Genomic DNA, 25598 nt, shown 5'->3' with positions numbered 1-25598 from the left:
ATATAAAGAATAATCACAAAAGCCTCTTGTTGTAACAAGAGGCTTTTTTTATCTAGTTCAAATAGGTAATCATTACTTCATTTTGATCTACCGCTTTTTGATAGGTGGTACGAAGTACATGGAGATTATCTTGGATGTATTCCCATAAGTCTGCTGGATCTTCACCCATCCAAAAAGAAGGATAAATATCTTGTTCTTCACATAAAGCAGGTGAAAAACGCTTCTTTAGTATTTCATCGGATAATTGAGTTAAGGCCTGATTGAGTTCTTGTACTTCATCAACCGTTAAATAGCGTGCAGGACCATACCCTACATCTTGATTTTCATCTAACGTATGTTTACCAAAGATTAAACCTGCCATGGGATGATCTTCAAATCTATCTTGCATTTCTCCTAGGAGAAATGCGAGTACGTGCCAGGCTTTGTCTAAATCAACCATGGCATCATCATTTTCATCATACTCGTTGTAGATGCGATCTTCAAATAATGAACTGTTTGCTTTATAGCGCTCTAAGTCAGCTTCTGAAACACGAAGCAGATTACCTATCATACTCATCGTTTATCTTTTTTGATTGTTTACTTATTACGTACCCATTTCGATTTCATCCCAATCTGTATCTTTGTTTATTAACCATTCTAAGGCTCGACGACGTTCATAGACAAGTCCCTCATTAATGATTGCTTCATGGCCTTGGAGGCGTTCATCCACACAATACCAGTGCAAACGATAATAGAAGTCAAGTTGGGTATAAATATCTTCAGCTGTGCGCATGGTCAATACTTGTTGTAGTCGACTATTGTCTTCTCCATCTTCTAAGTTAGGTAGCATCGAGGCCATTGATTCTTCATTCCACTGGGTTTCATCTAAATGAGGAATCATTTTAGCCGCCCACATCAAAGCCCATAATGCTTCTAAATACCAACGGAGTGTATTGATTTCATATTGATCTAAATCGGCTTGTGTTTTGGTTAAAATTTCTTTTTCCCAAGTAGATAAGTGATGAGACAATTGTTGATCTTCAATCCATTGTTGAACGAGGTGAACAGGAGCTTCAAATGAAATATTAATCAAGGCATTTAAGACAGACATTCTACCAATTAATTCATCCTGGCTGCGTAGATTGGGGTTTTCTAAAATGGGTAACCAATCAATATAGCGGTAGTTCTTTTTTGCAATACGCGCAATATTAGCTTCTTTGATTGCGATACGCTGTTCTTCTGTAAGATTCATAGCAGTTGTTTTTGTTTGGGATAAAGATAACAGAAATACACAAGTTTATTATCCCTGATTTTGGCTAAAAGCATCCAATAGGAGTGTATAGCGATCAGCATGTAAATCGTGTCCCATATGTTCAATTAATACCAATTTTGAATGAGGAATAGCAGCATGTAAGTCTAAACCGTGTTCTTTGGGAAAAATAGGATCAATAGTTCCGTGAACAATAAGTGTAGGACAACTGATATTTGCTGTTATTTCTTTGGTATAAGGCGTAAATCCGATGGCACATACATGGAGTAGCGTATTGTTGGGCGTTGCATTGCGTTGAAAATCTTCTTCCATGAGTTGTATTTCCTCTTGTTCATCTAAAGGTAAATCGGTACTACTAATACGACGAAGGAAGGCAAGTCGCGCTTGTATATGCTGCTCTTTCGCTGTGTGATAGTTTGGAAGTGGTGTCATCATTTGTTGCATCACCTCAGGGGTTGTTTGGGGTAAAGCGGGATGGAGAGAAGTAGACATGATAATCACCAAAGACAATACGCGATTGGGATATGTACTCGCTAAGAGTTGCGCCACAATTCCCCCCATTGAACGTCCCATGATATGCGCGTGTTCAATTTGGAGGTGATCCAAGAGGTGAATGGCATCAGTGGCTAAATCGTATAAGGTATAAAAGGGCGCTTCTGCCTTCCCTTTTTGGAGTACTTCCATGACTTCTCCTGCATGTGCAAAAGAATGAGGGGTAAAAGAAGAGCATCCTGTATCGCGTTGGTCATAGCGAATGACGTAATACCCTTGTTCAACAAGTTGCTGACAAAAAGGAACAGTCCATCGCGTTAATGCGGTGCCCAATCCACTGAGAAGTAGAATCGCAGGATGTTGTGGTTGACCAAAAGTTTGGTAACAAAGTTCTATCTTGTTTATTATTACTTTTTTCATGTGGGAAAATAAAATTAGAAAGTAGTAAAATCAGGGTCAATCTGTTTGAACAATGCCATGATGGCTTGGAGTTGATTCGCTGTGATTTTTGGGAGTATATCGTTTGCTAGCGCTTCTGCGGTAACTTTAGCCTCTTCATAAACGCGTTGTCCTGTTGCTGTTAGTACAACATAGCTCACTCGGGCATCTCTGGCATTACTTTCGCGTCCTACTAATCCATTTTTTTCTAAAGGGCTCAATAAACGCGTCACACCAGAAGGAGTTAAACCAATGCGACTTGCCAAGTCAATGCGGCGCATTTGCTGTTCTGATGTAGAAGCGAGCAGATGCAGCAACATAAAATCCGTATAACCTAAACCGTGCATACTCAATCGATCAAACTTTCGCTGTAGTATCGATTGGGTTTTAGTTAAGTTAAATAGGAGAGATAAAGATTCGTTTTTCATTTGCAAAGTGTTTGATTAGTCAAATACTTTGCAAATATATAGAAGGAAAGGGAAATAAAAAAATGCCAAGGAATTTTTAGTTCTTAGGCATTTCTATTATTGCTGTTGTTCCGTGCTGAGAAGTGAAAGAGCAAGCCTCGTAAATCAAGTAAATCTTACATCTTTTCTAAAAACTCAGTTGTACTTCAATATCTGCAAAAGCATTTTCTCTGTTTTTTGTTTTCGAAAGGAGGTTTATTGCTAAACAATCCCTTCTTTTTAGATCCTTTGGGATAAAAAAGAAGGGAAGTATAAGTTAGGACTGTGCCCAATAAAAGGAACAGCGATCAAAATTTCGATTTTTTAAATCTTCTTTGTTAATGAGTACAGAGAAAACGCCTTCATCATTAAATTCATTTTCACCCACTTGAAAGAGTACAATTTTGTCAGACTCCATTACTTCTTCAATTTCTTCTTTTCCTAATTGGCAATGGGTAAAAAAACCAAAGATTTTCGAGCGAAGTGTACCACCAAAATAATCCCAGTAGTACCCCTCCTCATCTGCATCTTCTTCTTCATAATCTTCTTCGGGTAGGTAGTAGCGGTCACTCCACTGGTCCACATCCGCATAAATGCGATCGATTAATACTCCGTAAAAAAAGTTGTCCTCATGCTCCACAACAATTCGAACTAAATCTTCATTTTTTACATCTGCATAGATGACTTGACCTTCGTCCGTCATAATATCCACAAAAAAGAGAAGCTGTCCTGTTTTTGGCAATAATCCATATGGATCAAAAGGAGCAAATTGAGCGAGGTCTAATTGACCCGCAAAGCGCAATCCTTCGGGATGTTCTACCCCTGGTGGTAAATCAATCACTGGCCCTCCGTAGCGAGAATGTCCTAAAGGGATTTCAAGTTCCGTATGAGGAACATCGCGTGCCTTCATCCAATTCTGTTTACCCAATGAAACAGGAAAGTATTGCTGTTTCGCCGCTTCAAAGCGGATAATATCAATGGTTTTATCGTACATTCGTTATGAATTAAACTGAAAATTAAAGATAATTAGTTTTACCTTAAGATGAATCATCGCCCAATTAAAAACACACGCTGGACTACTGCCTTTTTTCACCTTGTACTCTTTATAGGACTGGGGTATTTGCAAGCCATCTTGTCCATGGCACCTTTTAAAGATCAACCGTCAAGTAATCTTTCCTTTGACTTTTATACGGATGTGTTCTGGGCTGTTGGTATTACTAGTATACTGTATCTGCTTTTGCTACTTCTGATACAGCGCATCAACCAACAACGGATTCAGTTTATCCTTCACGGTTTGTTTGTTGCTCTGCTTTGGTTTTGGATCGATTGGGGAATCTTTGAAGATCGAGAGGCTGGCTGGAGTACGTATACAACGATTGAATCCCTATACGCAACAGCAGGGTACAGCCTTTGGTGGGTGCTGGGCGGTTGTGGTTTGTTTTTGTTGGGGAGTTGGGGGATATACAAACGCTCAATCAAGTCATCGTAGATTAACTAGTCTTCTTTCTCAAACAGGTGATACTGACTAGAGCTATTCCTCTTTTCTTGAGAAGACTCCCAAATCGTCCAAAAGTGGAGGCGTTGAACCTTTGGTAAAAATAAAATAGGAAGCTCAACCTTTCCTTTTTGACGTTCAACTATTTGAAAGCCAATCAAGCAGTTGTTTTGCTTTTCGCAATAGACGCACAAGGTTAACTTATCTTCCTGATGTGCGAGAATATTCATCAAAGAAGTATCCCAAGTGATGCATATTGTGGTTGCTGCAATTTGCTGAATTTCTACAGTATGTGCTGCAGGTAGTGTTCCTACAGCGAGTAGTGCTTGATCGATAAGGAGATGAGGTTCTCCATCAATCTCCTCAATTCCCTTTTTCATCAGTAAGGACATTAATTGTTCTTTCCCTGATATTCTTTTGCCGTTTACTACTGCATGCGGATAGTAAAGCTTCACTGCTTCACTCACTTGACGCACAAAACCAGACACTAAACGAAGTTTGTCTCGTTGGAGTTTTTGGGCTGGAGTTGCTTTTTTTGATGATTTTCCAGGTTTCGAGCGCAATAAACTTCTACCTCTCCATTGAACCCCTACAAAAGTTCCAATTTTGCCACTTATTCCTCCAAAGATACTTTCTCTTAATTCTGCCATAGTTCTACTTTTTTAAAGTGGTAAGGTATTGAAAAAGTACAGCCGAAAAAGTTAACGCATCAAAGCAGGATAAAAAAAAATAAATGCAGTGTTTACTGAGGGTACGGGAGAAAATGAAAGGAAGAATAGTTGAATAGTTGAAACGAGAAAAGTCTGAGAAGAATAAACGCAAGATGCAAAAGGAGAGTATTGAAACATGGAATCAGTATGGTTGTGATTAGGAGCTTGTTTGTAGGAGGCTTTGGGAGAAAGATCATTAACTTGGAGATTGATTGGAGGTTCCTTGGACGTCCCTTCGACAAAAACTATGTTTTTCCTTGTATTGTCCAAGGAATGTCGAGGATTCGTCGAAGGAAGTATAGGGAAACCCTTTACTTGGTATAATGCAAGTAATAAGGAATGATAAATCATGTTCACTCAAATTTTATAGGTCTTTACGAAATATTGTAAGCATATTGGGGCAGAGTTAAATATGTTTACGAAATTTAGATCGCATAAAACGATTAAATAAATGATACAAAAGTTTTCAGAGAGTGTAATAAAAGAATTAGGTTATTACGTTTATCGTCTAATTGATCCACGTAATGGAGAAACCTTTTATATTGGCAAAGGCAAAGGAAATAGAGTGTTTCAACATGTTTTAATTGCACAAAGTTTATTGAAAGAAGTGGATAATGAGATTGAAGAGGAAGATGAAGTTAGTTTAAAATATGGACGTATTAGAGAAATAAATAAAGCAGGTTTAGACGTAATTCATATTATTCACAGACATAATATGACTGCAGAAGTAGCTCTGGAAGTAGAAGCGGCTTTGATCGATGCATTTTCAGGATTAACAAACTTGGTCTCAGGAAAAGGAAATGATTTCGGACCTATGAACGCTATTGAGATTGAGCGTAAGTATTTAAAAGAAGAGGTTGATTTTGGAGAGGATAAAGTGCTCATGATTACCATTAATAGAACAATAAGTGAAAAAAGCATTTATGATGCAGTTCGTTTTGCTTGGCGTATAAATGTAAATCGTGCTAAGCAAGCAGATTATGTGTTGGCGATAGAAAAAGGTGAAATTATGGGTGTATTTGTTGCTCATGAATGGAAATTAGCAAGAGAACAATATTTTCCTGGTTTTGTATATTATACAAATAAAAGATCTGGTTTTATTGGAGTAGAAGCACCCGAGGAGGTGAAAAATAAATATATGAATAAAAGAATTCCCGATTCATATAGAAAAAAAGGGGCAGCTTCTCCAGTTAAATATAATTATGAATAGAAAATTTACTAAATTAAAGTCATTAGTTTTTAATAAGTTTGTAAGATTAGTTAGATAACGTAAAGATGAGAAAACGAGCATTAAAAGCAATTGATTTTTTTTGTTCTGGGGGGGGCATGAGCTATGGTATGCAGAGTTCAGGTATTCAGATACTAGGAGGAATTGATTTTGATATTAATTGTAAAGAAACATATGAAGCCAATATTAAAGGGGCTGATTTTGTTTTGGCCGATGTATTTGAATTAGAAGAAGAATTTTTAGCAAGAAAATTTAAGATTGAAAAAAATGACAAAGAGTTGGTTTTGATAGGATGTAGCCCTTGTCAATACTGGTCTATCATGAACACCAATAAAATGAAATCTGAAAAGTCTAAAGATTTATTGAAAGAATTTAGACGTTTTGTAGAATATTATACACCAGGATATGTTGTAGTTGAAAATGTCCCTGGAATATTGAGAAGAAAAGAAGAAAGCGGATTACAGGATTTTATAGAGTGGCTTGAGGGCAACGAATATAAAGTTCATAAAAAAGTTCACGAAGTAAGTGAATATGGAGTTCCTCAATATCGAAAAAGATTTACTTTAATAGCCAATAGAATTGATGATATAGAAATTATTCCTGTGCGAATTGAAGGAAAAAAATTAAATGTAGAAGACGTAATTGGAAATAAAAATGGATTTGCTACAGTAAAACATGGATATAAGGATAATACTGACTTTATGCATACAGTAGCAGGTTTGAAGGAAATTAATCTAAAACGGTTAGCGGTGACACCCAAAAATGGGGGAGATCGCATGGCGTATGTAGATGATGCTGAATTAGCTCCAGAATGTCATTATGGAAACGTAACAGGTTTTAAGGATGTCTATGGACGTATGTGGTGGGATAGGCCAGCACCGACTATAACAACGAAGTTTTTTAGTATATCCAATGGCCGGTTTGCACATCCAGAAGAAGATAGGGCAATCTCACTAAGAGAGGGAGCTGTTTTGCAGTCCTTTCCAAAAACATATAAATTTAAGTCAAATAGTATAGCAAATATTGCAAGAATGATCGGTAATGCAGTACCTCCGAAATATGCAGAAGCAATAGGAAAAGCTATAGTTAAACATTTTGAAGATGCAGTTTAGAACAAAAGCACGTGCCGTAGATTTATTAGGTAAAGGGCAAATTGCTGATTTACCAACTGCTATAACCGAGTTATGGAAAAATGGTTATGATGCTTATGCGGATAATCTGAAAGCAGAATTATATAAGAAAGGATATCAAGGTTTAGAGCATGATTATTTTATCCTCTCTGATGATGGTAAAGGAATGTCTCAAAATGATATTTTAGATAAATGGTTAGTATTAGGAACAGATTCTAAATCTAGAGCTGAATTAGATGTTGAATCTGAAGATACACTATGGAAAAAACCACGGATTAAAGCTGGAGAAAAGGGGATAGGGCGTTTGTCAGTTGCTTATTTGGGTAATCCTATGTTAATGCTAACGAAGAAATTAGGAAACCCTTTACAAGCAGTATATTTTGATTGGAGGCTATTAGAAAATTATAATCTATTTTTAGATGATATTATTATTCCAATTAAATCAGTGGAAGAAAATAATACCTTAGAATCAGTTTTTCAAGAGTTAAAAAAAATATTTCTAAAAAACTTTGATAAAGAAAAGGATTTAGATGAAAAATTGATTTGGGAAGGGAAACAGATTGAATTAAAAGAGAATATTATTCATGATACTGTAAATGCTCAATTAGAACCTGTGATTTTTCAGTCAATAAATCATTTTTTTAATGATGAAAATTCCCATGGCACTATTTTTCTAACATTTAATCCTATTGATCAAATTCTTGAATTAGCAGAAAAGGAGGAAGATGGTTTGGATGATAGAACGTTTGTAATTTCTAGTTTGACAGCTTTTACAAATCCTTTTAAGGATGAGAGTTTAAAAGTAAATAATTCATTCTCAATAAACTCTAAGGATGAAACTTTTGATCTTCTTAATTCTCAAGGAAATTTTTTTACCAAGTCTGATTTTGATTTAGCCGATGTATATATCAATGGCTTATTTGATGGATATGGCTCTTTTAATGGGAAGATTAGAATCTATGATGAAGTTATAGATTATCAATTTATAAGCCCTCGTAAAAAAGATGAAAGAAATTTTTATGGCCAGATTCCTATTGAATTAGGCTATTCTCAAGGAGAAGAAAGGTCATCATCATTAACAGAAAATCAATTTCAACTGATTAGAGAGAAGGTTGAGAAATTTGGTGGGTTATATATTTTTAGGGATGATTTTAGAGTTTTACCTTATGGGAGAGAATATGCTGATTTTTTAGGATTTGAAGAAAGAAGATCAAAAAGAGCAGGTACTTATTATTTTTCATACAGACGAATGTATGGATATCTAGATATAACGAGAGAAAGAAATGAATCTTTAAAAGATAAATCGAGTAGAGAAGGATTAATAAATAATGCTCAGTATCGTGCATTTACTGGTGATGCAATAGGTTTGTTTAAAGCACTCGCACAAGATTACTTTTCTGATAAGGCGAAACAATCTTTATTCTTAGATAAAAAGAAACAACTGAATGATGAACATGAAGCTCTAAAAGCAGATAAAGAAAGAGACAGGAAAGAAAAAATAGCTTTTTCTAAAGCATTAAATGAATATCCTAAGAGATTAGAAGAGCATCAAATCAAATATGATAATTTGTTGACAATATTAGATGAGAAATTAGATAATTTAAATGTAACATATTCAGAAGTTGAAGAGATATTAGATGAACTTCAAAAATTAGATATAGAATTCAAATCCTTAATACCAAGAATTCCGAAAAGATATAAACCGACGGAAACACAGAAAGAAAGATTGTACAAATTTGAGGATCGTTTAAATCTCTATTTTGAACTTATTAATCCTAAAAGAGAATTACTTAATAAAAAAGCCCAAGATAAATTAGAGATTAGAGATTTAAAGATTGATTTTGCTAAAAAATATAATACTTATATTTCGTCTTTAGAGAAAGAGTTAAATACTAATCGACAAATTCTAGAGTTAAAAACAAGCACTCTATTAAATGAATATAGGGAACGTTCTCGCAATTTTGTTAAAGCATTATCTGAGAATAAGGAAGAAACTATCCATAATACTGTATCAAAAGACCTTGTATCATTTTATACAGATAAAATACAAGAATTGTATTCCTCCTTACTAAATCAAGCGCAAGGAACTTTATTTCCGTTAGTGGAGCATATTAATCGGCTGTCTTTTGATATTGATGAAGAACAAGTTCAAGGAGCTTATAAGGCACAATATGATCAAATGAAGTATCAGTGGGAACAGACTCGAGATACGGCTCAATTGGGTATTGCAGTTGAGATTATTGATCACGAGTTTAATCAGTTATATGCTAAAATAAACAATCAATTAAGCGTATTGAATAATAACGAGGTTGTTCGCTCAATAAAAGAATTTCAATTTTTAGACAAGAACTTCAAGCAATTAGAAGATAAGTATGCTTTATTATCTCCTTTATATAGAATATCTGGTGCTTTAGTAAAAGATGTTTCTTGTAATACGGTGTATAATTATTTGTTAGAATTTTTTGAAAATCAAATTCAAGAGTATAAGATCCAATTTGAAGTTACAGATTCCTTTAAAAATCATTCGATAACAATTAAAGAACCTGTTATTCATACTATTTTTATAAATGTTATTAATAATGCTATTTATTGGATGCGTAATAAGGAAAATCGAATTATTAAATTAGATTATTTAAGTGAAACAGATGCAATTATTATTGCAAATTCAGGAGAAAAAATACCTGATTATCGATTAGATAAAATATTTGAATTATTCTATACGCAGCGCCCTAATGGACGTGGTATCGGTCTATATCTATCAAAACAAAGTTTGAATGAAGCTGGACTGGATATTTATGCTACCAATGATAAAGAATTCAATTCATTAAATGGAGCTTGCTTCGTAATTAACCAAATAACTAATAGAAATGTATAGTCAAAAGGCATTTGATATTTTAAATGCATCAATAAATAATGCAGTTTTTATTGATGAAAAGGCAAAAGATTTTTATTCTGGAACTGATATTGATGAAAAAGTTCCTGAAGAAAAACTATCTTTTGATTTATATACAACTTTTAAAACGAATGGAAAAAACTTAACCGTACATAAGTTTGAAAATACAAACATTAATGAACCTAAAACAATTGAGTATTTGTTTAAAGGAAAGGATTTAATTTTACTTGATTGGGAATTAGATGGAGTATCGGGGCAGGAACATTCATTAAATCTTTTGCATAAAGCAGTAAGTTCTCCTAATATCAATTTTTGTTGTATCTACTCTAGTGCACAAAATTTTGATGATATTTCTTTGTTTCTTGATGCTTATTTTTCAGGTATATCAAAAGAAAACTTCCAAATTATTAGTGATGTGTATTCATTTTTTGAAGAAGATGATTTAAAAGATACTATAAATAAAAGTCAAGATGATATTCAGGAATTTGCAAATGAAAATAGTATAGATTTCTCTGCTTTTCCAATAAAAGAATTTGAAAATAATGCTATTGAGTATTTATTTAGATTAATACATATTGCTCTAAATATTGATAAGTTTTATTATTCTGATGGAATTTCACCTAAGTACGAAGTGTTTAATGCCGGGAATAATTCTTTTATGATTAATAATACATTCGTATTAACTTTAAAGAAAGACTTTAATAAAGATTTAAATTATGAATCTTTGATAAGAAGAATTTCTGATATTGTTATTACGAATGAAGGGAGTTTTTTTCAATTGTTAGGATTAGAAATGCAATCTATATTTAATGATAATGAGAGCTTTATCGATAGTTCTATTTTGAAATCATCTACGGAAGCATTATTTCAATTTAGAAATCATTTGAATGATGATAAATCATTTGGGACAATTATAAAAAAACTTTTATTAGAACAAGCAACTTTAAAATTTAGAACTGCAAAACTTAAATTATTAGAGAGCGATTTTTTACAAAATCAGAGTTCTAAGCTAGCTAATACACCCCCTACTAATGAGGATTTGTTTCAGTTAAATGTATTTTACAATTCGGTGACTGTAAGTGGAATGCATGATAGTATTCCAAATTTGAATTTTGGTGATGTTTTTGTAGACGTAAAAGGGGATTACTTTTTGTGTATAACAGCTTTATGCGATTGTTTTGACCCTAACAAAATCCAAGGAAATTTTTATTTTGTAAAAGGCAAACAGTTTAAAAATATTGATTTAGCGTTACGATTGGGAGATACTGCTTTTTTAAGTTTTTTGCCAAATAACATTGCTGTCTATTGGGGGAATTTAGATAGTGCTAGGTTTAATTCAATAGAAAGACAAAGACAGGGAGAAAGTATGGATGCTTATAGAATTAGAAAGTTAACTAATGAAATCGATGGGTATAAACAGTTTTTATACAAACCATTTTACGTTAAACCACAAATTTTTAATGTTGAAAGTAATAAACTTATTGATAAAAAATTAAGAATGTGGGATATTTCAAATAAGTATAAAGAAGAAGAAATTGATCAAAATTTAAATGAGTTTAATTTGAGTTATATAACGACTTTAAGACAAGACTATGCACAGCGTATTGCTAATCATGCTTTTGGTCATCCTGCAAGAGTTGGTGTGGATTTTGTAAAAATATACTAAAGAATAAAAGTGGATATATCCACTTTTATTCTTTATACTTCCCTCTTAACGCATCGATTGAAATTAATTTTTCATACTGATTTAAACAAACTCCATCATACTGTTCATATTCAGATCCAATTAGTTTGTCGGAAATTTCCACGTTAAAACTTTTTGGATTGATGCGAATGAGGTCTAAATCAAATAAAGTATGAATATCGGCACGTAGTAACAAGCCATTACCAGAATGATGATCTTTTTCTCCACGATAAGGATTAATATGTGCAGCTTCTAAAATGTCAATAATTTTACATCCCGTAATCACGCAAGTAGAATTAAATTGATCTAATAATTTTTTGCGGAAGGTTTGTTGTCCTCTTCTTGCTTTTATTGCTTGAATCGTAAAGCTTCTTTCATCTTCACTGTTTGCATCATACGGTTCTGGTTCTTCAACTTCAGTGATAAAACTAGTTGTTGGATGGATGTATTGTTCTTGAACCTTATCTAGTTCTTTTTTTAGATTTGGAAAAATATCCAACGCTTCCAAATCCAAATATTGCATAGACATGTTTCGGTTATATCCGTTTGTATAATACGGTTTCAGTTGAAGTAAGTCGTCGTTGAATAATTCTAATGAAACAAAAGTTGTAAAGCTAGCACTGTATTTTGTAACTGCTTGAATTTCTTCGATAGGTTGGTCAAACTCATGTCCTTTGTTACATCTGTATATAGGAAATTTTGTTTTTCTTTTATCTAGTGTACTATGTCCACATATTGGGCATTTTCGAACGGTCTTTTCTCCTTCATATTGGTCGATATATCCAATTTTTGAGAATCCTAAAATTTTCTTTTTATCAATAATAATAGCGTAATCTCCTTCTTTAATCTGTTTTGAATTGGCTACGTTGTTATCATAATTATAGTATTCTGTTAAGCTATCACCATAACTATCAATGGTTGTGGAAGCTTTGTCTTTGTCATGGACTGTTTTTAAAACCCAAAGTTTACTATTCATATTTTTTTATTGATTTTATTCAAATATCAAATAAAAAATACAATTTAAAAAGAATGTCTTACCTCATCATCTAGTATTTTAAAGTTTGTTTATTGTAATTATCCCCTTCCCGCGCAAATTATCCCTACATTTAATAAAAAACACGATGAAATACCTCCCATTAATCCTATTGCTCTTCATTAGTTGTCAACAGATTCAAGGGCAACAAAACTTGAAACAACGGCAGCTTACGCCTGAGCAAAAGGCCAAGCAAGAAGAGATTATTGAAACCTATGCGACCAACAAAGCCCACCATTATAGCTATACCTTTAATTTGAAAGAATGGCAAGAGGCCTTGGATGAAGGATTAGCACAAGATTCCACCATTGCCTATTTGTGGCAGCAAAAGGCTATGCCGTACTTTAAAAGCAGAAAATACGAAGTGGGAATGGAGTATATTGACCAAGCGGTCAAATACGATCTAGAACGATATTTGGGCTACCGTGCTTTTATCAAATGTGTCTTCGCTAAAACCTATCGCGAGGCTATTGTAGATTTTGAAACCTGTATCGCTAATTGGGGGGATCGCTATGAAATGGATCACACCTACAGTTTTTACATTGGCTTATCGTATTTACAACTGAATGAATTTGACAAAGCTGAAACCTATTTTAAACGAGCGGTAGCCAAGCAGAAAGAGGTATTCCCCGAGGTACATCACTTGGAGCTTTTCTATTTGGGTATTGTTTGTTATGAGCAAGAGCGCTTTACAGAAGCGATTGCTTATTTTGATCAAGCGGTGGTCAACTACAAAGAATTTTCAGATGCCTATTATTATAAAGGGTTGTGTCAATGGAAAATGAAAGAATCAGAGGAAAAAATCAAAGCAACTTCAGATTTATTTTTTACCTATAACCAACAGGGGTTTTCAATTAATGAAGCCAATGCAATATATGAACGTTATCCGTATCAAATACCAAAGCAAAAGCAAAATGAATAGAATCAAATTACAAGAACTGTATTAACTTTCACGTCAGAAATACTACCTTTGTAGTAAACCAACTCACATGAAAAAACTATTGACCTTAGCCATTGTATGCTTGTTTACCCTAGGGTGTAAACAAAACACACAACAAGAAGTACCTGCACATCAAGCAACAACCAAAGAAGAAGTTGCCAAAGCGTTTGAAAGTACTGCTGTATTGAAAAAGATAAGCAGCGAATTACTGGTTCCCATGGAGATTGTTGAACCTGCTTCTAAAGACGTAACAACCAAGTATGGATTGGAATTTGGAGGGAATTGTTATGCGTGTGATGTGGTGAATATCTTAATCGACGGAGAGATGATTAATTTGATGAATGCGTGTGATTTACACAGTCAAGTTTCGTATACCATAGAATCAGTGGAAGAAAAAGGCAAGCAGATTAGTATTCGTACCCAATCTCATACGTTTGTATTTGAACAAGTAGAAGAGTATCCCGTATATAGTTTGAAGGTTATTGGTGATGAAATTGATGAATCCATGTTTAGAGAAGCTTCTTTTTATACGTTACGCAGTTTGTTAGAAACATTTGAAGTACACGATTGCGGTGATTTTGAAGGATAGTTTTTATTGGAGAATGGAAATCGAAGTGAAGTAGAGATTTTTGAACATTAAAATAAATATAAAATCAGTGAGATGAAGAGATGAAGAGACGGTGAGATGGTGAGCATTTATCTGATAGAGATGAAATAAAAAATCCCGTAGATATTTTTCTACAGGATTTTTTTATTTTTAATTGTGGCTGAATTATGGGTGCAATCAGTTATAAGTAATCAACTTAACCCATAACTCATAACCCATCATCATCACTAATTCCCTAAGTTTGGATTACTTTGTACTTCTTTCAATGGAATTGGCAATTGATATAACGGTTGACCGAAGAACAATTGGCTGAGGTCGGTAGGAGCAGCGAGGTCTTCTGGTTGGCGTTCCAGCGGTTTTCCCAGTCGCTTTAAATCAAAGTAGCGATGCCCTTCAAATGCCAATTCTTTGAATCGCTCCGTTAAGAGCTGGTCTTCATCCAAAGTTGTTGACTCGTAATCGGCTTCTGTTCTTGCTTGAACAAGGGCTTGAATATCTGCTAGGGCCTGGCTATGGGCTCCAGTTTTGAGGTAAGCCTCTGCTCGAATCAAATAGACTTCTGCTAGGCGAAATACAGGTAAATCACTGATTCGATTCTCATTTCCTTCCCCTGCGTATTTGGCAATCTGATTCGCTTGCTCTTCCCCAAAGAAAAGCGAGAGACGCACATCCTCCTCTTCGTAGGAGCGAATTAGTTTCGTTGCTCCATAAAATAAGCTCTTTCCCGTGTTGAAGTTATACCACAAGGTGTTGGGGCGTAGGTCATCCTCATTGTTTCTGGCTAATTTAAAAATAACTTCTGCTGTTTGATTCGCTCTCCAAAAAGCCGTGTATTGTTCTTTTGTGGCTAGGGCATATTGACTCATGACTTTTGTTGCATAGGTGATGGCTCGAGGGTACTCCTTTTGGTAGAGGGCTACTCGTGCAGCTAAAGCATAAGTGGCGTCTAGTGAAAATCGTGTCGGCGCATGTGTATTGGTCAAATGCTCTTCTGCAGCTTGTAGGTCTTTCCATAGCAAAGCATAAAAGTCGGTTATTGGTGTTTTACCCGGTTTTTGGAATAAATCCGTACTCGTAACATAAGGAACGGTGAAGGCTTGTCCCGTTTTTGCATCAGAATCACCAAAGATGCGATGGAGCTCAAAGTGAATCATCGCACGTAATCCTTTTAACTCACCTTCTAATAGGGCCATGGCCGCCTGATCTTCTGCAGATTCTTGGGGTACACGATCTTTATTTTCCAATAAGGTATTGATTTTATAAAGGGTATGGTAGTAATCTTTCCACGTTTCGTGAAGGAGTTCATCATCTGAGCTATAGGTCCATCGGTTGAGGTGAACGGCATAACCATCTACCCCCGTATTTTCATTACTCAATTTACATTCATCCGCCATAATGGATCCCAATAAAGTAGAGTATTCTAAGTGTAAATTGTTATAAACTCCCACTACACCATATTCAAAGTAGCGGACGGATTTGTAAATCTGATCGGAATCCACGTTTTCTTTCGGATCGATGTCTAACATGCGATCACAACTCGTCAAAAAGACAAGAGCGAGTAGGAGCAGAACGCTGTTTTTTAGGGTATATGTTGTTGTATGCATCTGTATTATCTTTTAGAAAATTACTTTTAAACCAGCTGTAATGGTACGAGGTAGCGGATATTCATATTGGTACCAATTGTTGTCATCTTCAGGATCTTGTCCTTTCCATTTCGTCCACGTAATTAAATTTGATCCTTGTGCAAAGACGTTTACTTCTTTGATGAATTTACCCGCTCTACCCAAATCAGTGAATTTGTAGTTGACGTTTAAATTTCTCAATTTCAGATAATCTGCACGTTGTAGTTCCCGATCCGTTAAGTATCTGGTATAGCTTGGATGTGGATTACTGCTTTCATCCCCTGGTTTTTGCCACATGTCCAACATACTCGTGGATTGATTGTATAGGCGGTAATTCGGATCGGCTGAGGTACGGTAGAATTCGCCTGTATTCAAACGATACATTCCCTTGATGAACGAAAATAATGCACTTACTTCTAAGTTCTTGTATCGGAAACTTGTGGTGATTCCTCCTTTCCAAGCAGGATCAAAACTCCCTTTGACTAATACCGCATTTTCAGGATCATAAACATCCGTTATGTTGCCTTCTTTGTCTAAGTACTGGGGAGCTCCTGTTTGCGTATTTACGCCTGCCCAACGCACCATATAGAAATGTCCCAATGATTTTCCGACTTGATGGATGGAGTAATCCTCCGTTACGATATCGTCTTCTTCCCCTAAGCTGAGAATTTTATTCTTGTTAAACGCGAGGTTAAGACCCATATTCCAAGTGAAATCCCCTTGTCTAATAAGATCTCCAGCAATTTTGAACTCTATTCCTCGGTTGCGGATCTTTCCTAAATTAGAAGGAAGGGATTCAAAACCAGAAGTCATCGATAAGGTGCGGTCAATAAATAAATCACTCGTAATTCGGTTGTAAAAATCAACTTCTGCAACGAGGCGATTTTTAAATAATCCCACTTCAAGACCTAAATCGAAAATGCGATTCATCTCCCAATTGTAATTGGCATTCCCTGGTGTAGTTGGAACCAATCCCGTTTGTCCATTGTATTGTCCAGGACCATATAAACGACGGTAACCAAAATCACTAGCGAACCCATTGGCATTTCCAGTTAATCCGTAACTAATACGCATTCTTGCGGTAGAGATTACTTCGTTGTCCATAAGGAAATCTTCGTATTTCATGTTCCAATTTCCGCCTAATGCATAGAAATACTTGTAGCGATTTGCTGAGGGAACACGAGAAGAACCATCTCGTCTTAAACTACCACTTAGGGTGTATTTGTTTTCATAGGAATAGCGCAACAAGGCAATTTGAGAAACCAATAGATTTTCTGATGCACCACCTTCTACTTTGGGGATAAAATCGTTTTCTGGTGTTCCAGGTGTAATACCGGAAGGCGTTTGATCCAATCCGTTAATTAATCCAAATCCAGTAAATCCGTGGTAATCGTATTTATAGCGATTCATCTCTACTAATCCAATCGCTTCTATTTCATGTTTGTCCCATTGCGTTCTATAGTTGAAACCAAAATTGCTCATCGTATTGATTTTATTTTGGTCCCCTTGGCTGTACATGCCTTGTCCACCTTCTTCTACTAATTCACCAAAATAGGTATCTGGTTTGATGATGTGTGTATTGGAGTATTTGCCATAATCCACCCCAAGTGTTGAGGTTAATTTCAGTTCATCCGTTAAGGCATAAGAAAAATTCCCAGAGAGCACTCCTTTCAGTCCAATTGTTTTTCGATTCACATCTTGGTACATGGCCAATGCATTTGTTCCAAAGCGATTCGTACCTGGTTGCAGTTGTCCGTTTTCATCATAGGGATTTTCATAAGGCAAAGCAAAGTAAAGAGAGGCTACAGGGTTAGTTTCGCTGACGTCAAAATCCGATTCCGACTCTTTACTGTTGCTTTGTGCCAAGTTGATGAAAAAATCGGCTTTAAATCGTTTGCTCTGATGGTGAATATTGGAATTAATAGTAAAACGTTCTAAACCTGAATTATACAAAACACCCTCTTGCTTGTAATAATTAAATGAAGTATAGTGTTGTGTTTTTTCAGTTCCACTAGTTAAACTCAACGCATGGGATTGAATGATTCCTTTGCGCAAGATCTTTTTGCGCCAATCAATATTGGTTTGTCTGATTTGATTTAAGCGTTGTGTATCATTAATATAATCTTCATCCGTTTTGGCAACGGCTATCCCATTCACCATTTTGTATGGATTTTTTTGAGAATAGGCCCAACCAGGCAAATCTGGATCTTGTAGTAGTTCTTCAAATTCCAAGCGTTGGTTGGTATTCATCATATCCCATTTGCTGTTGTTTGCTTGTGCAAAACCATATTGGGTTTGATAGGTCACTTGCAAGGGGGTATTGGCCATTCCTTTTTTAGAAGTGATAACGATGACACCGTTAGCGCCTCGAGAACCGTATGGAGCAGTCGCAGCTGCATCTTTTAATACAGTAATATCTTCAAAGTCTTCTGGAGGAAGAGAGGTAAATGTTTCTGGAGAAATAGGCATACCATTTAAGATGTAAAGCGGATTGGTGTTTTCATCTTGTAAGGAACCGATTCCGCGGATGGTAACACGTCCCGGAGTTCCTGGTTGCCCTGATGGAGAAGCGACGTACAAACCAGGAACTTGTCCTTGTAAGGCTTGATCCATCGAACTAACCTGTAATTGATTGAGCGCTTTCGCTTCAATTTTTCCTACAGCACCCGTCGTTCTTCCTTTTGATTGCTTGGTATAACCCGTGATGACAATGCCATCCAATACATTTTCTTCAATATGTAAATCAATAGTTTTTGGTAGGGTGGTACCTTCAATCGTGATGAACTGCTCTTGATACCCCAAGTAAGACAATCGCAATTGGATGGTTTCTTTTTCCTCTACTTGTAGATCAAAGGAACCATCCTCTAAGGTGAAACTATATTCTTTTTTGCTGATATTTTCAATAGTCACTCCAGGTAAAGGGAGTAAAGTTTCGGCATCTCGCACTAAAATTGGCGTTTTTTTATCGTGTGCTTGTGCACTCAATAAGCTGAAACAAAAGAGTAAGGTGGTTAAGAGTCTTTTTGTTTTACGCATTGTGGTTTGCAATTAAATTAGAATACAAACCTATGGAGACGAGATTAAAAGGACTTTAAACCGAGATAAAGGAGAGATTAAAATGGGATTAAAAAAAATTAATCTGTTGTTTTGATGCGTTTAGGCAGGCGGATCGTCACGGTTGTTCCTTGGTGAAGAATGGAGTTAACCAGTAAACTACCTTGGTGTAATTCAATAATTTTATGGGCTAACGATAAACCTAATCCAGTTCCTTTAATACCTAAAGCATTAGGGGAACGGAAAAAGGGAAGAAATAACTTATCCAAATCCTCTTGATTGATTCCAATTCCTTGGTCTTCAATACTAATAAGGATATCGTTGGCTGTTGTGCGCAAGGTTAATTGGATGGGAGCTTGATGAGAAAATTTATGTGCATTGAGAATGATATTGGAAAGTGCAAGTTCAAGTAAATGAGAATTTCCATTAAAATATAAAGCATATAATTCTTCTTGTGTTTCTATGGCTAGGTTGAGGTTTATATCCTTTTGGGTCGCTACCAAGTGATCGAGTAAGGTCCACCAAAACGCCTCAAATGACGTTTCCTGTAAGGAGTAACGCGCGTTATTTAATTGCGATAACGTCAATAAATTATTGATGATGCGATTGATGTGACTTGCATCTTTAACAATGCCGGCTAATACTTCTTGGTATTCGGCTTCTGTGCGCGGACTGCGCAAAGCAATTTCCGCATTGCCCATCATAGAGGCAATTGGTGTTTTGAGTTCATGAGAGGCATGTGAAACAAAGGATTGTTGGTTGTCAAAAGAAGTGTGTAAACGCAAAAACAACGTATTGATGGTGTCGCTTAAGGTTTTAATTTCATCCTTTGACATATGGTCAACGGGGATGGGTTGAACTAAATTTTCAACGTCTTTATCCTGAACGTGATTGATGATGCTTTTAATCGGGTTTAATAAGGAATTGGAGAAAATTCTCGACAAGATAAAGGTGATAATCAAAGCAATCAAAAGACTAAAAAGCATGATGCTACGCAATTGATGCAGTGCTTTTTCTCCATTGACATTGGCTGCTTTGGCTACAATAATATAATTTCCAGAATTGTCCTCATAGAAGATCCCCACAATGAAATTACCTTCTTGCTGAAATTGCACCTTTTTATGGGTGTAGATTTGTTGTAAGAGCGATTTATCCCATCGCAATTCTTGTTCCGCGATATAGGTGGGTTCAAACGTAGAGGTATAAATGCGAATTTGCTCTTGGGGTAAGGTACGTGGAAATTTGCGCAGTACCTCATCATATTCAGCCTTGGTGAAATTGTCTTCTGCTAAATAATTATGCCCTACAGTAATGGCGCGATCTTCCAATTGACGAAAGAAATTCTTTTTCCATTGGGTAGCGACAACAAAGTAAATAGAGGTCAGTACACCTAAAAGCAAAATGGCAAATAAACCGATAAATTGTAAGGAGAGTCTAGTTCTTATTTTCATTGTTCATCTTTTAAAATATACCCCATACCAATGACAGTTTGAATCAGTGTAGTCTCTTGATTTTTGTTTAGTTTTCTTCTCAGGTAATTGATGTATACATCGATGAGGTTTGTTCCTCGATCAAAATCAATACCCCATACAGCCTCTGCAATTTGCGCGCGACTCAATACGCGGTTTTTGTTGAGGAGAAAGTATTCCAGTAAATGATATTCTTTTTGGGTTAGGTTGATTTCGACCTGATCGCGATATACTTTTTTCTGAAAGCAATTCATAACCAAATTGTCAACCGTATAGGCCAAGCTGGGAACGGCCATTTTCATGCGTCGGGTCAAGGCATTGATGCGTAGTAAAAGCTCTTCGTAATGAAAAGGTTTGGTCAAGTAATCATCAGCTCCCATATTGAAACCTTTGATTTTATCGTGTAAAGTAGATAGGGCAGTAAGCATTAATACAGGAGTATCCGATTTGTGTTTTTTGATTTCTTGACAGAGATCAAACCCATTCATATTGGGGAGAATCACATCTAAAATAATGAGATCAAATTCGTGCTCCATCGCTAGTTTTAGCCCCATGAAACCCTCATAAGCCAAGGTTACTTTATGTTGACTCTCTTCGAGTCCTTTGCGAATAAAATTAGACACATTCGCCTCATCTTCAACCAATAATATGTTCATAACTAGTGCATTTTAGAACAAAAATAAAACTTATAAGTGGTTGAAAATTAACATTAAAGAAATTTAATGCTAGGTTAGAAAACGATAAGAATGAGAAAAAAGTAACTTTTTTGTGATTTTAATGCTAGAATCAAGTTGTATCTTTGAGTATTAAATGAGGAAAGATGATCAAGTACAGTTATACTATTATGTATGTAAAACAGGTTGAAGCTACCGTTGCGTTTTACGAAAGTGCTTTTGGATTTGAACGTAAATTCATTACCCCAGAAGAAGATTATGGTGAATTAATTTCAGGAGATACCACCTTGGCTTTTGCAGCAGAGGAATTAGCACAGATGAATTTATCCCAAGGATTTACAACTGTAAATAAAGATCGGGTAATGGGAATCGAGTTGGGATTTGTAGTAGAAGATGTTGAACACGCTGTGCAGCGAGCAGTAGCTGCTGGAGCTTCAATATATGAGCCAGTAAAGGTAAAACCATGGGGACAAACAGTTGCGTATGTCACAGATTGCAATGGTTTTCTAATCGAATTGTGTACTGCTATGCAGGCATAAAAGCCGATACAATGTTTCGCTTCTGATTGAATAAAAAAGAAATTGTGATGGTTGCCACATCACAATTTTTTTTTACGTGAATGCTATATCGTCTTTGTCTTATTCTATTTTGTTTTCTTCTTCATCATCTTTCTTTTTTGGGCTTCCTCCCATAAACATGAAGATTGCTACGACAAGTCCCACACATACTAATCCAAAGATAATGATCATAAATGTGCCATTAGCAAAATTGTACAGAGGTAAATTCATTAAGTTCATAATACGTGTTTATTTATGTTATTCTGTACTAATTTATGAAAAATAATATTAATATAGTCTGATAAATGTCAGTTGTTTATTGTAAATAATAAAAAAACGCCCCTTTGTTTAAAAGGAGCGTTTGTTTTTATAGTTTGTCTAGGGTATTTCCTAGCGGTAAATTCATTTTCTTGGTTAAGGAGGAAAGTTCTTTTAAACTAAAATTTCCTGTGATGTGAACTAAAACCGTTTCTTTGGTTGGATCTACACTGTCATTGTACATCACTAGTTCTGAAATATTTTGATTCGTTCCTGTTTGGTCAATGTAAATGATAACTTTAGAATCACTGTCTTTTTTGTTTACTAATTCTTTGAGGTTCTTGGCCTTTACATAGTCATTGATTGTCGAGGTCATCTCTTTTTTCACTTCTTGTGTTTTTGTATTAAAAACACGTAAGCTGGTTAGCTTTTTGATTAAATCAAAATAGAGCTTTTCTTCTGTATTCGTTGCTTCTACTTTTACGTTAGCCATCATTTCAAACATCTTTTTGTTGACTACAACATTGTTGATGTTTTTGTTTTTTTCAAACTTTGAAAAGCTGTCCTGACCTAATGTTAGTTGTACTGAAAACAACATCAAACAACAGATCAAATAAGGTACGATTCGTTTCATGGTATTCTAATTAGTTGTATCGCTAGTATTTAAGGCTCTCGAAACTTCAGATAAAATAGTTTTACATTCCTGGTAAGCAACTTCTGGATTGGAAAAAGTGCCGAGATTGGTTTCTGAAGGTGGTGCTTGTGTTGTTTTGAGATACTGGGATTGTACAATCAATACAAGTAAGCTAACAATCAGTATACCGCCAATGAAGTAAGTGAAATTTTTTTTGTTCTTCATTATTTCTTGCGAACTAAATTAATATTATAGTAAAAATAGAAAATATAATTGAACAATTATCGCTTTTTAAAAATATAATGGAAATACGTGGAAATAAAAAAGAGCCCCGAAGGACTCTTTGCTATTATTTATAGTTTGCGTAGAAATTACTTGTTAAAATTCCCGCTGTAAAACTTTGAACCATTTTACCGTTTTGGTAGATGTAAACTTTACTCGGATCCATCATGTCTCCAGCGTCTCCAATGTAAATCGTATTTTTAATTACGTTGAAACCATAGAAGGTAGAAGTTGCATTGTAATCTTTTTCTGGAATAGTCAAGACTGGTGCAACTTGTACGTTTGTATCATGTGGATTCCATTTGTAAACTGAATTGTTACTCGTGTAATACAAATCATTATTGTCTAAACGCAAGTTCTTTGCTGCTGAATTTCTTGTAGAGAAAAATTCGATTACTTTCGTATCTGTTTGTGCATCTATCTTATAGAAGAATGATTTATCACTTGTACTTGAAATAGCGAAAACAAAATCACCTAGTGTTACAAGGTCTTTTAATTCTTTTTCTACTGGAATTGTTTTGGTAATTTGCGAGTTTGCATCCACAACAACGATTTCACTTTTATCAGCTGATATATTTTTTTGTATATACAATTTAGTATGCCATGCTAAAATTTGACCAATTGGTGCATTGATTTTAATTTCAGTTAGGTATTTGTAGTTTGCATCATAGACACTAACTGCTTTTGTTTCTTCATTCGTAACATATAGCTTGTTGTTCGCGAAAGCAATGTACAAGGGCAGGTTTAAACCTTCTGTAATTGTTCCTTCGTGTTTGAATGTATAGCGATTGAAAATCTCAATTTTATTAGATCCTTTTAATACAACAAATGCTTTGTTGTCTTTGAAAGCCATACTGTGAGCGTTATCTCCTAATACTTTGTCTGCGGTTTGTGCAATATTAGCATGATATTTATCGTAAGCAAAACTTGAAAATCCTATGGATGCATCATTATACTGTAAACCTCCTTGATTTAAAATAAGTAAACCATTGTCAAGGTTTGGCGCTTGTGGTACTTCTACAAATGGATCATCCGATGTACTACAAGATGTTGAAAGGATTGATAATGATAGTGCTAGAAATAAAAGTTTTTTCATATTTAGTTGCATAGTATTAGTATTACACAAAAGTGAAAGTTTAATAAAATGTTAATTTTTATCTTTCTCAAAATTAGTTTTTATTCTGAAATAAACAAGTGGTAATCCGTAAAATTTATAGGTCAACTCCTTAATTAACATTGAAATCGCACATTCTACATGATTCATTTACTGTAGAAGCGTGTTAGCTCTTCGTTTTATCCCTGGAAAAATCGCTTTTTTAAGGGGCTATTTCTACTATTCTCTTAACGTAAATAATAGTATTGTAGTATAAAAAACAAGAAAATTATTTCGTGAAGTCGCCTTAAGGGGGGTATTTGATTAACTTATTTTTAACAATTAAAGCCTAGTTGAGATGTAATAGAGTAAAAAAGAAAGTAAACGTCTTTTTTATACTTTTTAGTTCGGAATGTTTCAAACTGAAAATACATTAATCACAAAAAAGAATGGGATTCGTCATAAGAAACAAAAACTATGAATTAAAAAAGAGCTAAATCCGTAAAAGTGAGCGAAACGGGAGAAGAGGGGTAAAATAGAAAAAGGGAAGGAGTAAAATTTATTAAAAAAGAGTAAAATCAGAGTAAAGTAGAAGGTATTCAGGGTTTTGAAGAGAGTAAAGGAAGGAAGTTCTTAATTTAGTAGTAGTAATGAAAAAAGTGTAATATTTTTTTAATCGTTCTTTTTTGTTTTAATTTGTTGATATATAGTATTTTATGTGTTTTTAGAGAGCAAAGTTAGTTTCCTAAAATAGCGGTATCTTAGTGTAGAATTAAAAATAAATAAATATGACTCAATTAAGGGTAAATCACCGTATTCACCCCTTATATCAAAATCAACAAGAAGAATTAACAAAACTAATTGAAAACTATGATGCATTAACTACCTATCTTTTTAAAGGAAGTAGAAACTCAATTAAGCTAGTAACCTTATCAACGGGCCAACGAGTTGCTATTAAATCCTTTAAAATTCCCAATGAATTTAATAAGCGGGTGTATAAATTTTTTCGTAAACCCAAAGGATTGCGATCATTTGAACACGCTGAAAAATTAAAGGAGTTGGGCGTAGCTAACCCGCAAGCGGTAGCGTATTTTGAATACAGTACAGCCACAACCATTCGAAACACCTATTATATTTCGGAGTACGTCGAGGCAGAAATTACCTATCGCGATTTAATTATACAAAAGAATTATCCGAATCGGGATGTTATTTTGAAAGAATTTGTTCGTTTTTCTTATGGATTGCATGAAAAGGGGATTAATTTTTTAGATCATTCGCCAGGAAATACATTAATCCAAAAACAACCAGATGGAACCTATAAGTTTTATTTGGTCGATTTGAATCGAATGAAATTTGATCAAGAAATGTCGTTTTCCCATCGCATGAAAAATTTATCTCATCTAACCACCAATATTAATGATATTGAAAAGATGGCAGAGCACTATGCTCGATTAATTGGAAAAAACTCCAAGGAAGTTTTTATTCGTTTATGGTTAGAAACGGTGAAGTTCCAATTTAGATTTTACAAAAAGAAAGACATAAAGTTTAAATTTAAACGACTTTATATTAATTAACGCTTTTTTGGATTTCGGCTATTCTTTTATTTGAAA

The 25598-nt window shown here is 34.9% G+C and carries 24 protein-coding genes; 9 read left to right on the top strand and 15 right to left on the bottom strand.

Going from position 1 to position 25598, the window contains the following annotated elements:
• Window positions 1-52 precede the first annotated feature (52 nt).
• From AWV75_RS00660 to AWV75_RS00640, 5 genes are all read right to left on the bottom strand, one after another.
• Window positions 53-556 carry a YfbM family protein gene (locus AWV75_RS00660; RefSeq protein ID WP_060872555.1) on the bottom strand — a complete coding sequence of 168 codons (504 nt, stop codon included), beginning with the start codon at window positions 554-556 and terminating at the stop codon, window positions 53-55.
• 27 nt (window positions 557-583) lie between these two features.
• Window positions 584-1231 carry a DUF4272 domain-containing protein gene (locus tag AWV75_RS00655; protein ID WP_060872554.1) on the bottom strand — a complete coding sequence of 216 codons (648 nt, stop codon included), beginning with the start codon at window positions 1229-1231 and terminating at the stop codon, window positions 584-586.
• Window positions 1232-1279: 48 nt separating this feature from the next.
• Entirely contained in the window at window positions 1280-2161 is an 882-nt protein-coding gene (locus AWV75_RS00650; RefSeq protein ID WP_060872553.1) for an alpha/beta fold hydrolase, read from the bottom strand.
• Window positions 2162-2175: 14 nt separating this feature from the next.
• Window positions 2176-2607 carry a MarR family winged helix-turn-helix transcriptional regulator gene (locus AWV75_RS00645; RefSeq protein ID WP_060872552.1) on the bottom strand — a complete coding sequence of 144 codons (432 nt, stop codon included), beginning with the start codon at window positions 2605-2607 and terminating at the stop codon, window positions 2176-2178.
• Between the two features lie 295 nt (window positions 2608-2902).
• Complete coding sequence (locus AWV75_RS00640; protein ID WP_060872551.1) at window positions 2903-3619, bottom strand: DUF1963 domain-containing protein; 717 nt, start codon at window positions 3617-3619, stop codon at window positions 2903-2905.
• A 48-nt stretch (window positions 3620-3667) separates the two neighbouring features.
• Here AWV75_RS00640 and AWV75_RS00635 point away from each other — a divergent pair, with 48 nt between their 5' ends.
• Entirely contained in the window at window positions 3668-4114 is a 447-nt protein-coding gene (locus AWV75_RS00635; RefSeq protein WP_060872550.1) for a hypothetical protein, read from the top strand.
• 5 nt (window positions 4115-4119) lie between these two features.
• Here the strand turns inward: AWV75_RS00635 and AWV75_RS00630 are convergent, their stop codons facing one another.
• Window positions 4120-4770, bottom strand: a complete 651-nt coding sequence (locus AWV75_RS00630) for a DUF6266 family protein (RefSeq protein ID WP_060872549.1) — start codon at window positions 4768-4770, stop codon at window positions 4120-4122.
• 511 nt (window positions 4771-5281) lie between these two features.
• Here AWV75_RS00630 and AWV75_RS00625 point away from each other — a divergent pair.
• From AWV75_RS00625 to AWV75_RS00610, 4 genes are all read left to right on the top strand, one after another.
• A complete protein-coding gene (locus tag AWV75_RS00625) occupies window positions 5282-6040 on the top strand; it encodes an LEM-3-like GIY-YIG domain-containing protein (protein WP_060872548.1) in 759 nt (252 codons plus the stop codon).
• A gap of 65 nt (window positions 6041-6105) precedes the next feature.
• A complete protein-coding gene (locus tag AWV75_RS00620; RefSeq protein WP_060872547.1) occupies window positions 6106-7170 on the top strand; it encodes a DNA cytosine methyltransferase in 1065 nt (354 codons plus the stop codon).
• A complete protein-coding gene (locus AWV75_RS00615; RefSeq protein WP_060872546.1) occupies window positions 7160-10063 on the top strand; it encodes an ATP-binding protein in 2904 nt (967 codons plus the stop codon). The genes AWV75_RS00620 and AWV75_RS00615 overlap by 11 nt, the downstream gene beginning before the upstream one ends.
• Window positions 10056-11747, top strand: coding sequence for a response regulator receiver domain (locus tag AWV75_RS00610; RefSeq protein WP_060872545.1), 1692 nt, complete (start codon window positions 10056-10058; stop codon window positions 11745-11747). The genes AWV75_RS00615 and AWV75_RS00610 overlap by 8 nt, the downstream gene beginning before the upstream one ends.
• Window positions 11748-11772: 25 nt before the next feature.
• Here AWV75_RS00610 and AWV75_RS00605 read toward each other — a convergent pair whose 3' ends face one another.
• Entirely contained in the window at window positions 11773-12741 is a 969-nt protein-coding gene (locus tag AWV75_RS00605) for an HNH endonuclease (protein WP_060872544.1), read from the bottom strand.
• 145 nt (window positions 12742-12886) lie between these two features.
• On the opposite strand from AWV75_RS00605, the gene AWV75_RS00600 reads away from it, so the two are divergent.
• Together AWV75_RS00600 and AWV75_RS00595 are read left to right on the top strand one after the other, a co-directional pair.
• Entirely contained in the window at window positions 12887-13720 is an 834-nt protein-coding gene (locus AWV75_RS00600; RefSeq protein ID WP_060872543.1) for a tetratricopeptide repeat protein, read from the top strand.
• A 67-nt stretch (window positions 13721-13787) separates the two neighbouring features.
• The gene (locus AWV75_RS00595; protein WP_060872542.1) at window positions 13788-14327 is read left to right on the top strand and encodes a hypothetical protein; all 540 of its coding nucleotides are present in this window, start codon (window positions 13788-13790) and stop codon (window positions 14325-14327) included.
• A gap of 245 nt (window positions 14328-14572) precedes the next feature.
• On the opposite strand, the gene AWV75_RS00590 is transcribed toward AWV75_RS00595, so the two are convergent.
• The 4 genes from AWV75_RS00590 to AWV75_RS00575 form a co-directional block, all read right to left on the bottom strand.
• On the bottom strand, window positions 14573-15949 hold the full coding sequence (locus AWV75_RS00590) for a RagB/SusD family nutrient uptake outer membrane protein (RefSeq protein WP_060872541.1): 1377 nt from the start codon (window positions 15947-15949) through the stop codon (window positions 14573-14575).
• 12 nt (window positions 15950-15961) lie between these two features.
• Window positions 15962-19003 (bottom strand): SusC/RagA family TonB-linked outer membrane protein, encoded by a 3042-nt coding sequence (locus AWV75_RS00585; RefSeq protein WP_060872540.1) that lies wholly within the window; start codon window positions 19001-19003, stop codon window positions 15962-15964.
• Between the two features lie 98 nt (window positions 19004-19101).
• The gene (locus AWV75_RS00580; RefSeq protein WP_060872539.1) at window positions 19102-20472 is read right to left on the bottom strand and encodes a sensor histidine kinase; all 1371 of its coding nucleotides are present in this window, start codon (window positions 20470-20472) and stop codon (window positions 19102-19104) included.
• On the bottom strand, window positions 20469-21146 hold the full coding sequence (locus AWV75_RS00575; RefSeq protein WP_060872538.1) for a response regulator transcription factor: 678 nt from the start codon (window positions 21144-21146) through the stop codon (window positions 20469-20471). Before AWV75_RS00575 ends, AWV75_RS00580 begins: the two co-directional genes overlap by 4 nt.
• 164 nt (window positions 21147-21310) lie before the next feature.
• Here AWV75_RS00575 and AWV75_RS00570 point away from each other — a divergent pair, with 164 nt between their 5' ends.
• A complete protein-coding gene (locus AWV75_RS00570) occupies window positions 21311-21703 on the top strand; it encodes a VOC family protein (RefSeq protein ID WP_060872537.1) in 393 nt (130 codons plus the stop codon).
• A gap of 99 nt (window positions 21704-21802) precedes the next feature.
• Here the strand turns inward: AWV75_RS00570 and AWV75_RS18830 are convergent, their stop codons facing one another.
• The 4 genes from AWV75_RS18830 to AWV75_RS00555 all read right to left on the bottom strand — a co-directional run bounded on the left by AWV75_RS18830 (window position 21803) and on the right by AWV75_RS00555 (window position 23991).
• Window positions 21803-21961, bottom strand: coding sequence for a hypothetical protein (locus AWV75_RS18830; protein ID WP_197429538.1), 159 nt, complete (start codon window positions 21959-21961; stop codon window positions 21803-21805).
• Window positions 21962-22088: 127 nt separating this feature from the next.
• Window positions 22089-22613, bottom strand: a complete 525-nt coding sequence (locus tag AWV75_RS00565; protein ID WP_060872536.1) for a DUF4252 domain-containing protein — start codon at window positions 22611-22613, stop codon at window positions 22089-22091.
• A 6-nt stretch (window positions 22614-22619) separates the two neighbouring features.
• Window positions 22620-22838, bottom strand: coding sequence for a hypothetical protein (locus AWV75_RS00560; protein ID WP_060872535.1), 219 nt, complete (start codon window positions 22836-22838; stop codon window positions 22620-22622).
• 124 nt (window positions 22839-22962) lie between these two features.
• On the bottom strand, window positions 22963-23991 hold the full coding sequence (locus AWV75_RS00555; protein WP_231737921.1) for a YncE family protein: 1029 nt from the start codon (window positions 23989-23991) through the stop codon (window positions 22963-22965).
• Window positions 23992-24776: 785 nt separating this feature from the next.
• On the opposite strand from AWV75_RS00555, the gene AWV75_RS00550 reads away from it, so the two are divergent.
• The gene (locus AWV75_RS00550; protein WP_060872533.1) at window positions 24777-25562 is read left to right on the top strand and encodes a lipopolysaccharide kinase InaA family protein; all 786 of its coding nucleotides are present in this window, start codon (window positions 24777-24779) and stop codon (window positions 25560-25562) included.
• Window positions 25563-25598 lie beyond the last annotated feature (36 nt).

It is taken from the genome of Myroides odoratus (assembly GCF_001549985.1).
In the GTDB taxonomy this organism is placed as follows: Bacteria; Bacteroidota; Bacteroidia; order Flavobacteriales; family Flavobacteriaceae; genus Flavobacterium; species Flavobacterium odoratum_A.
This window is presented reverse-complemented; position numbering and strand designations above follow the sequence as displayed.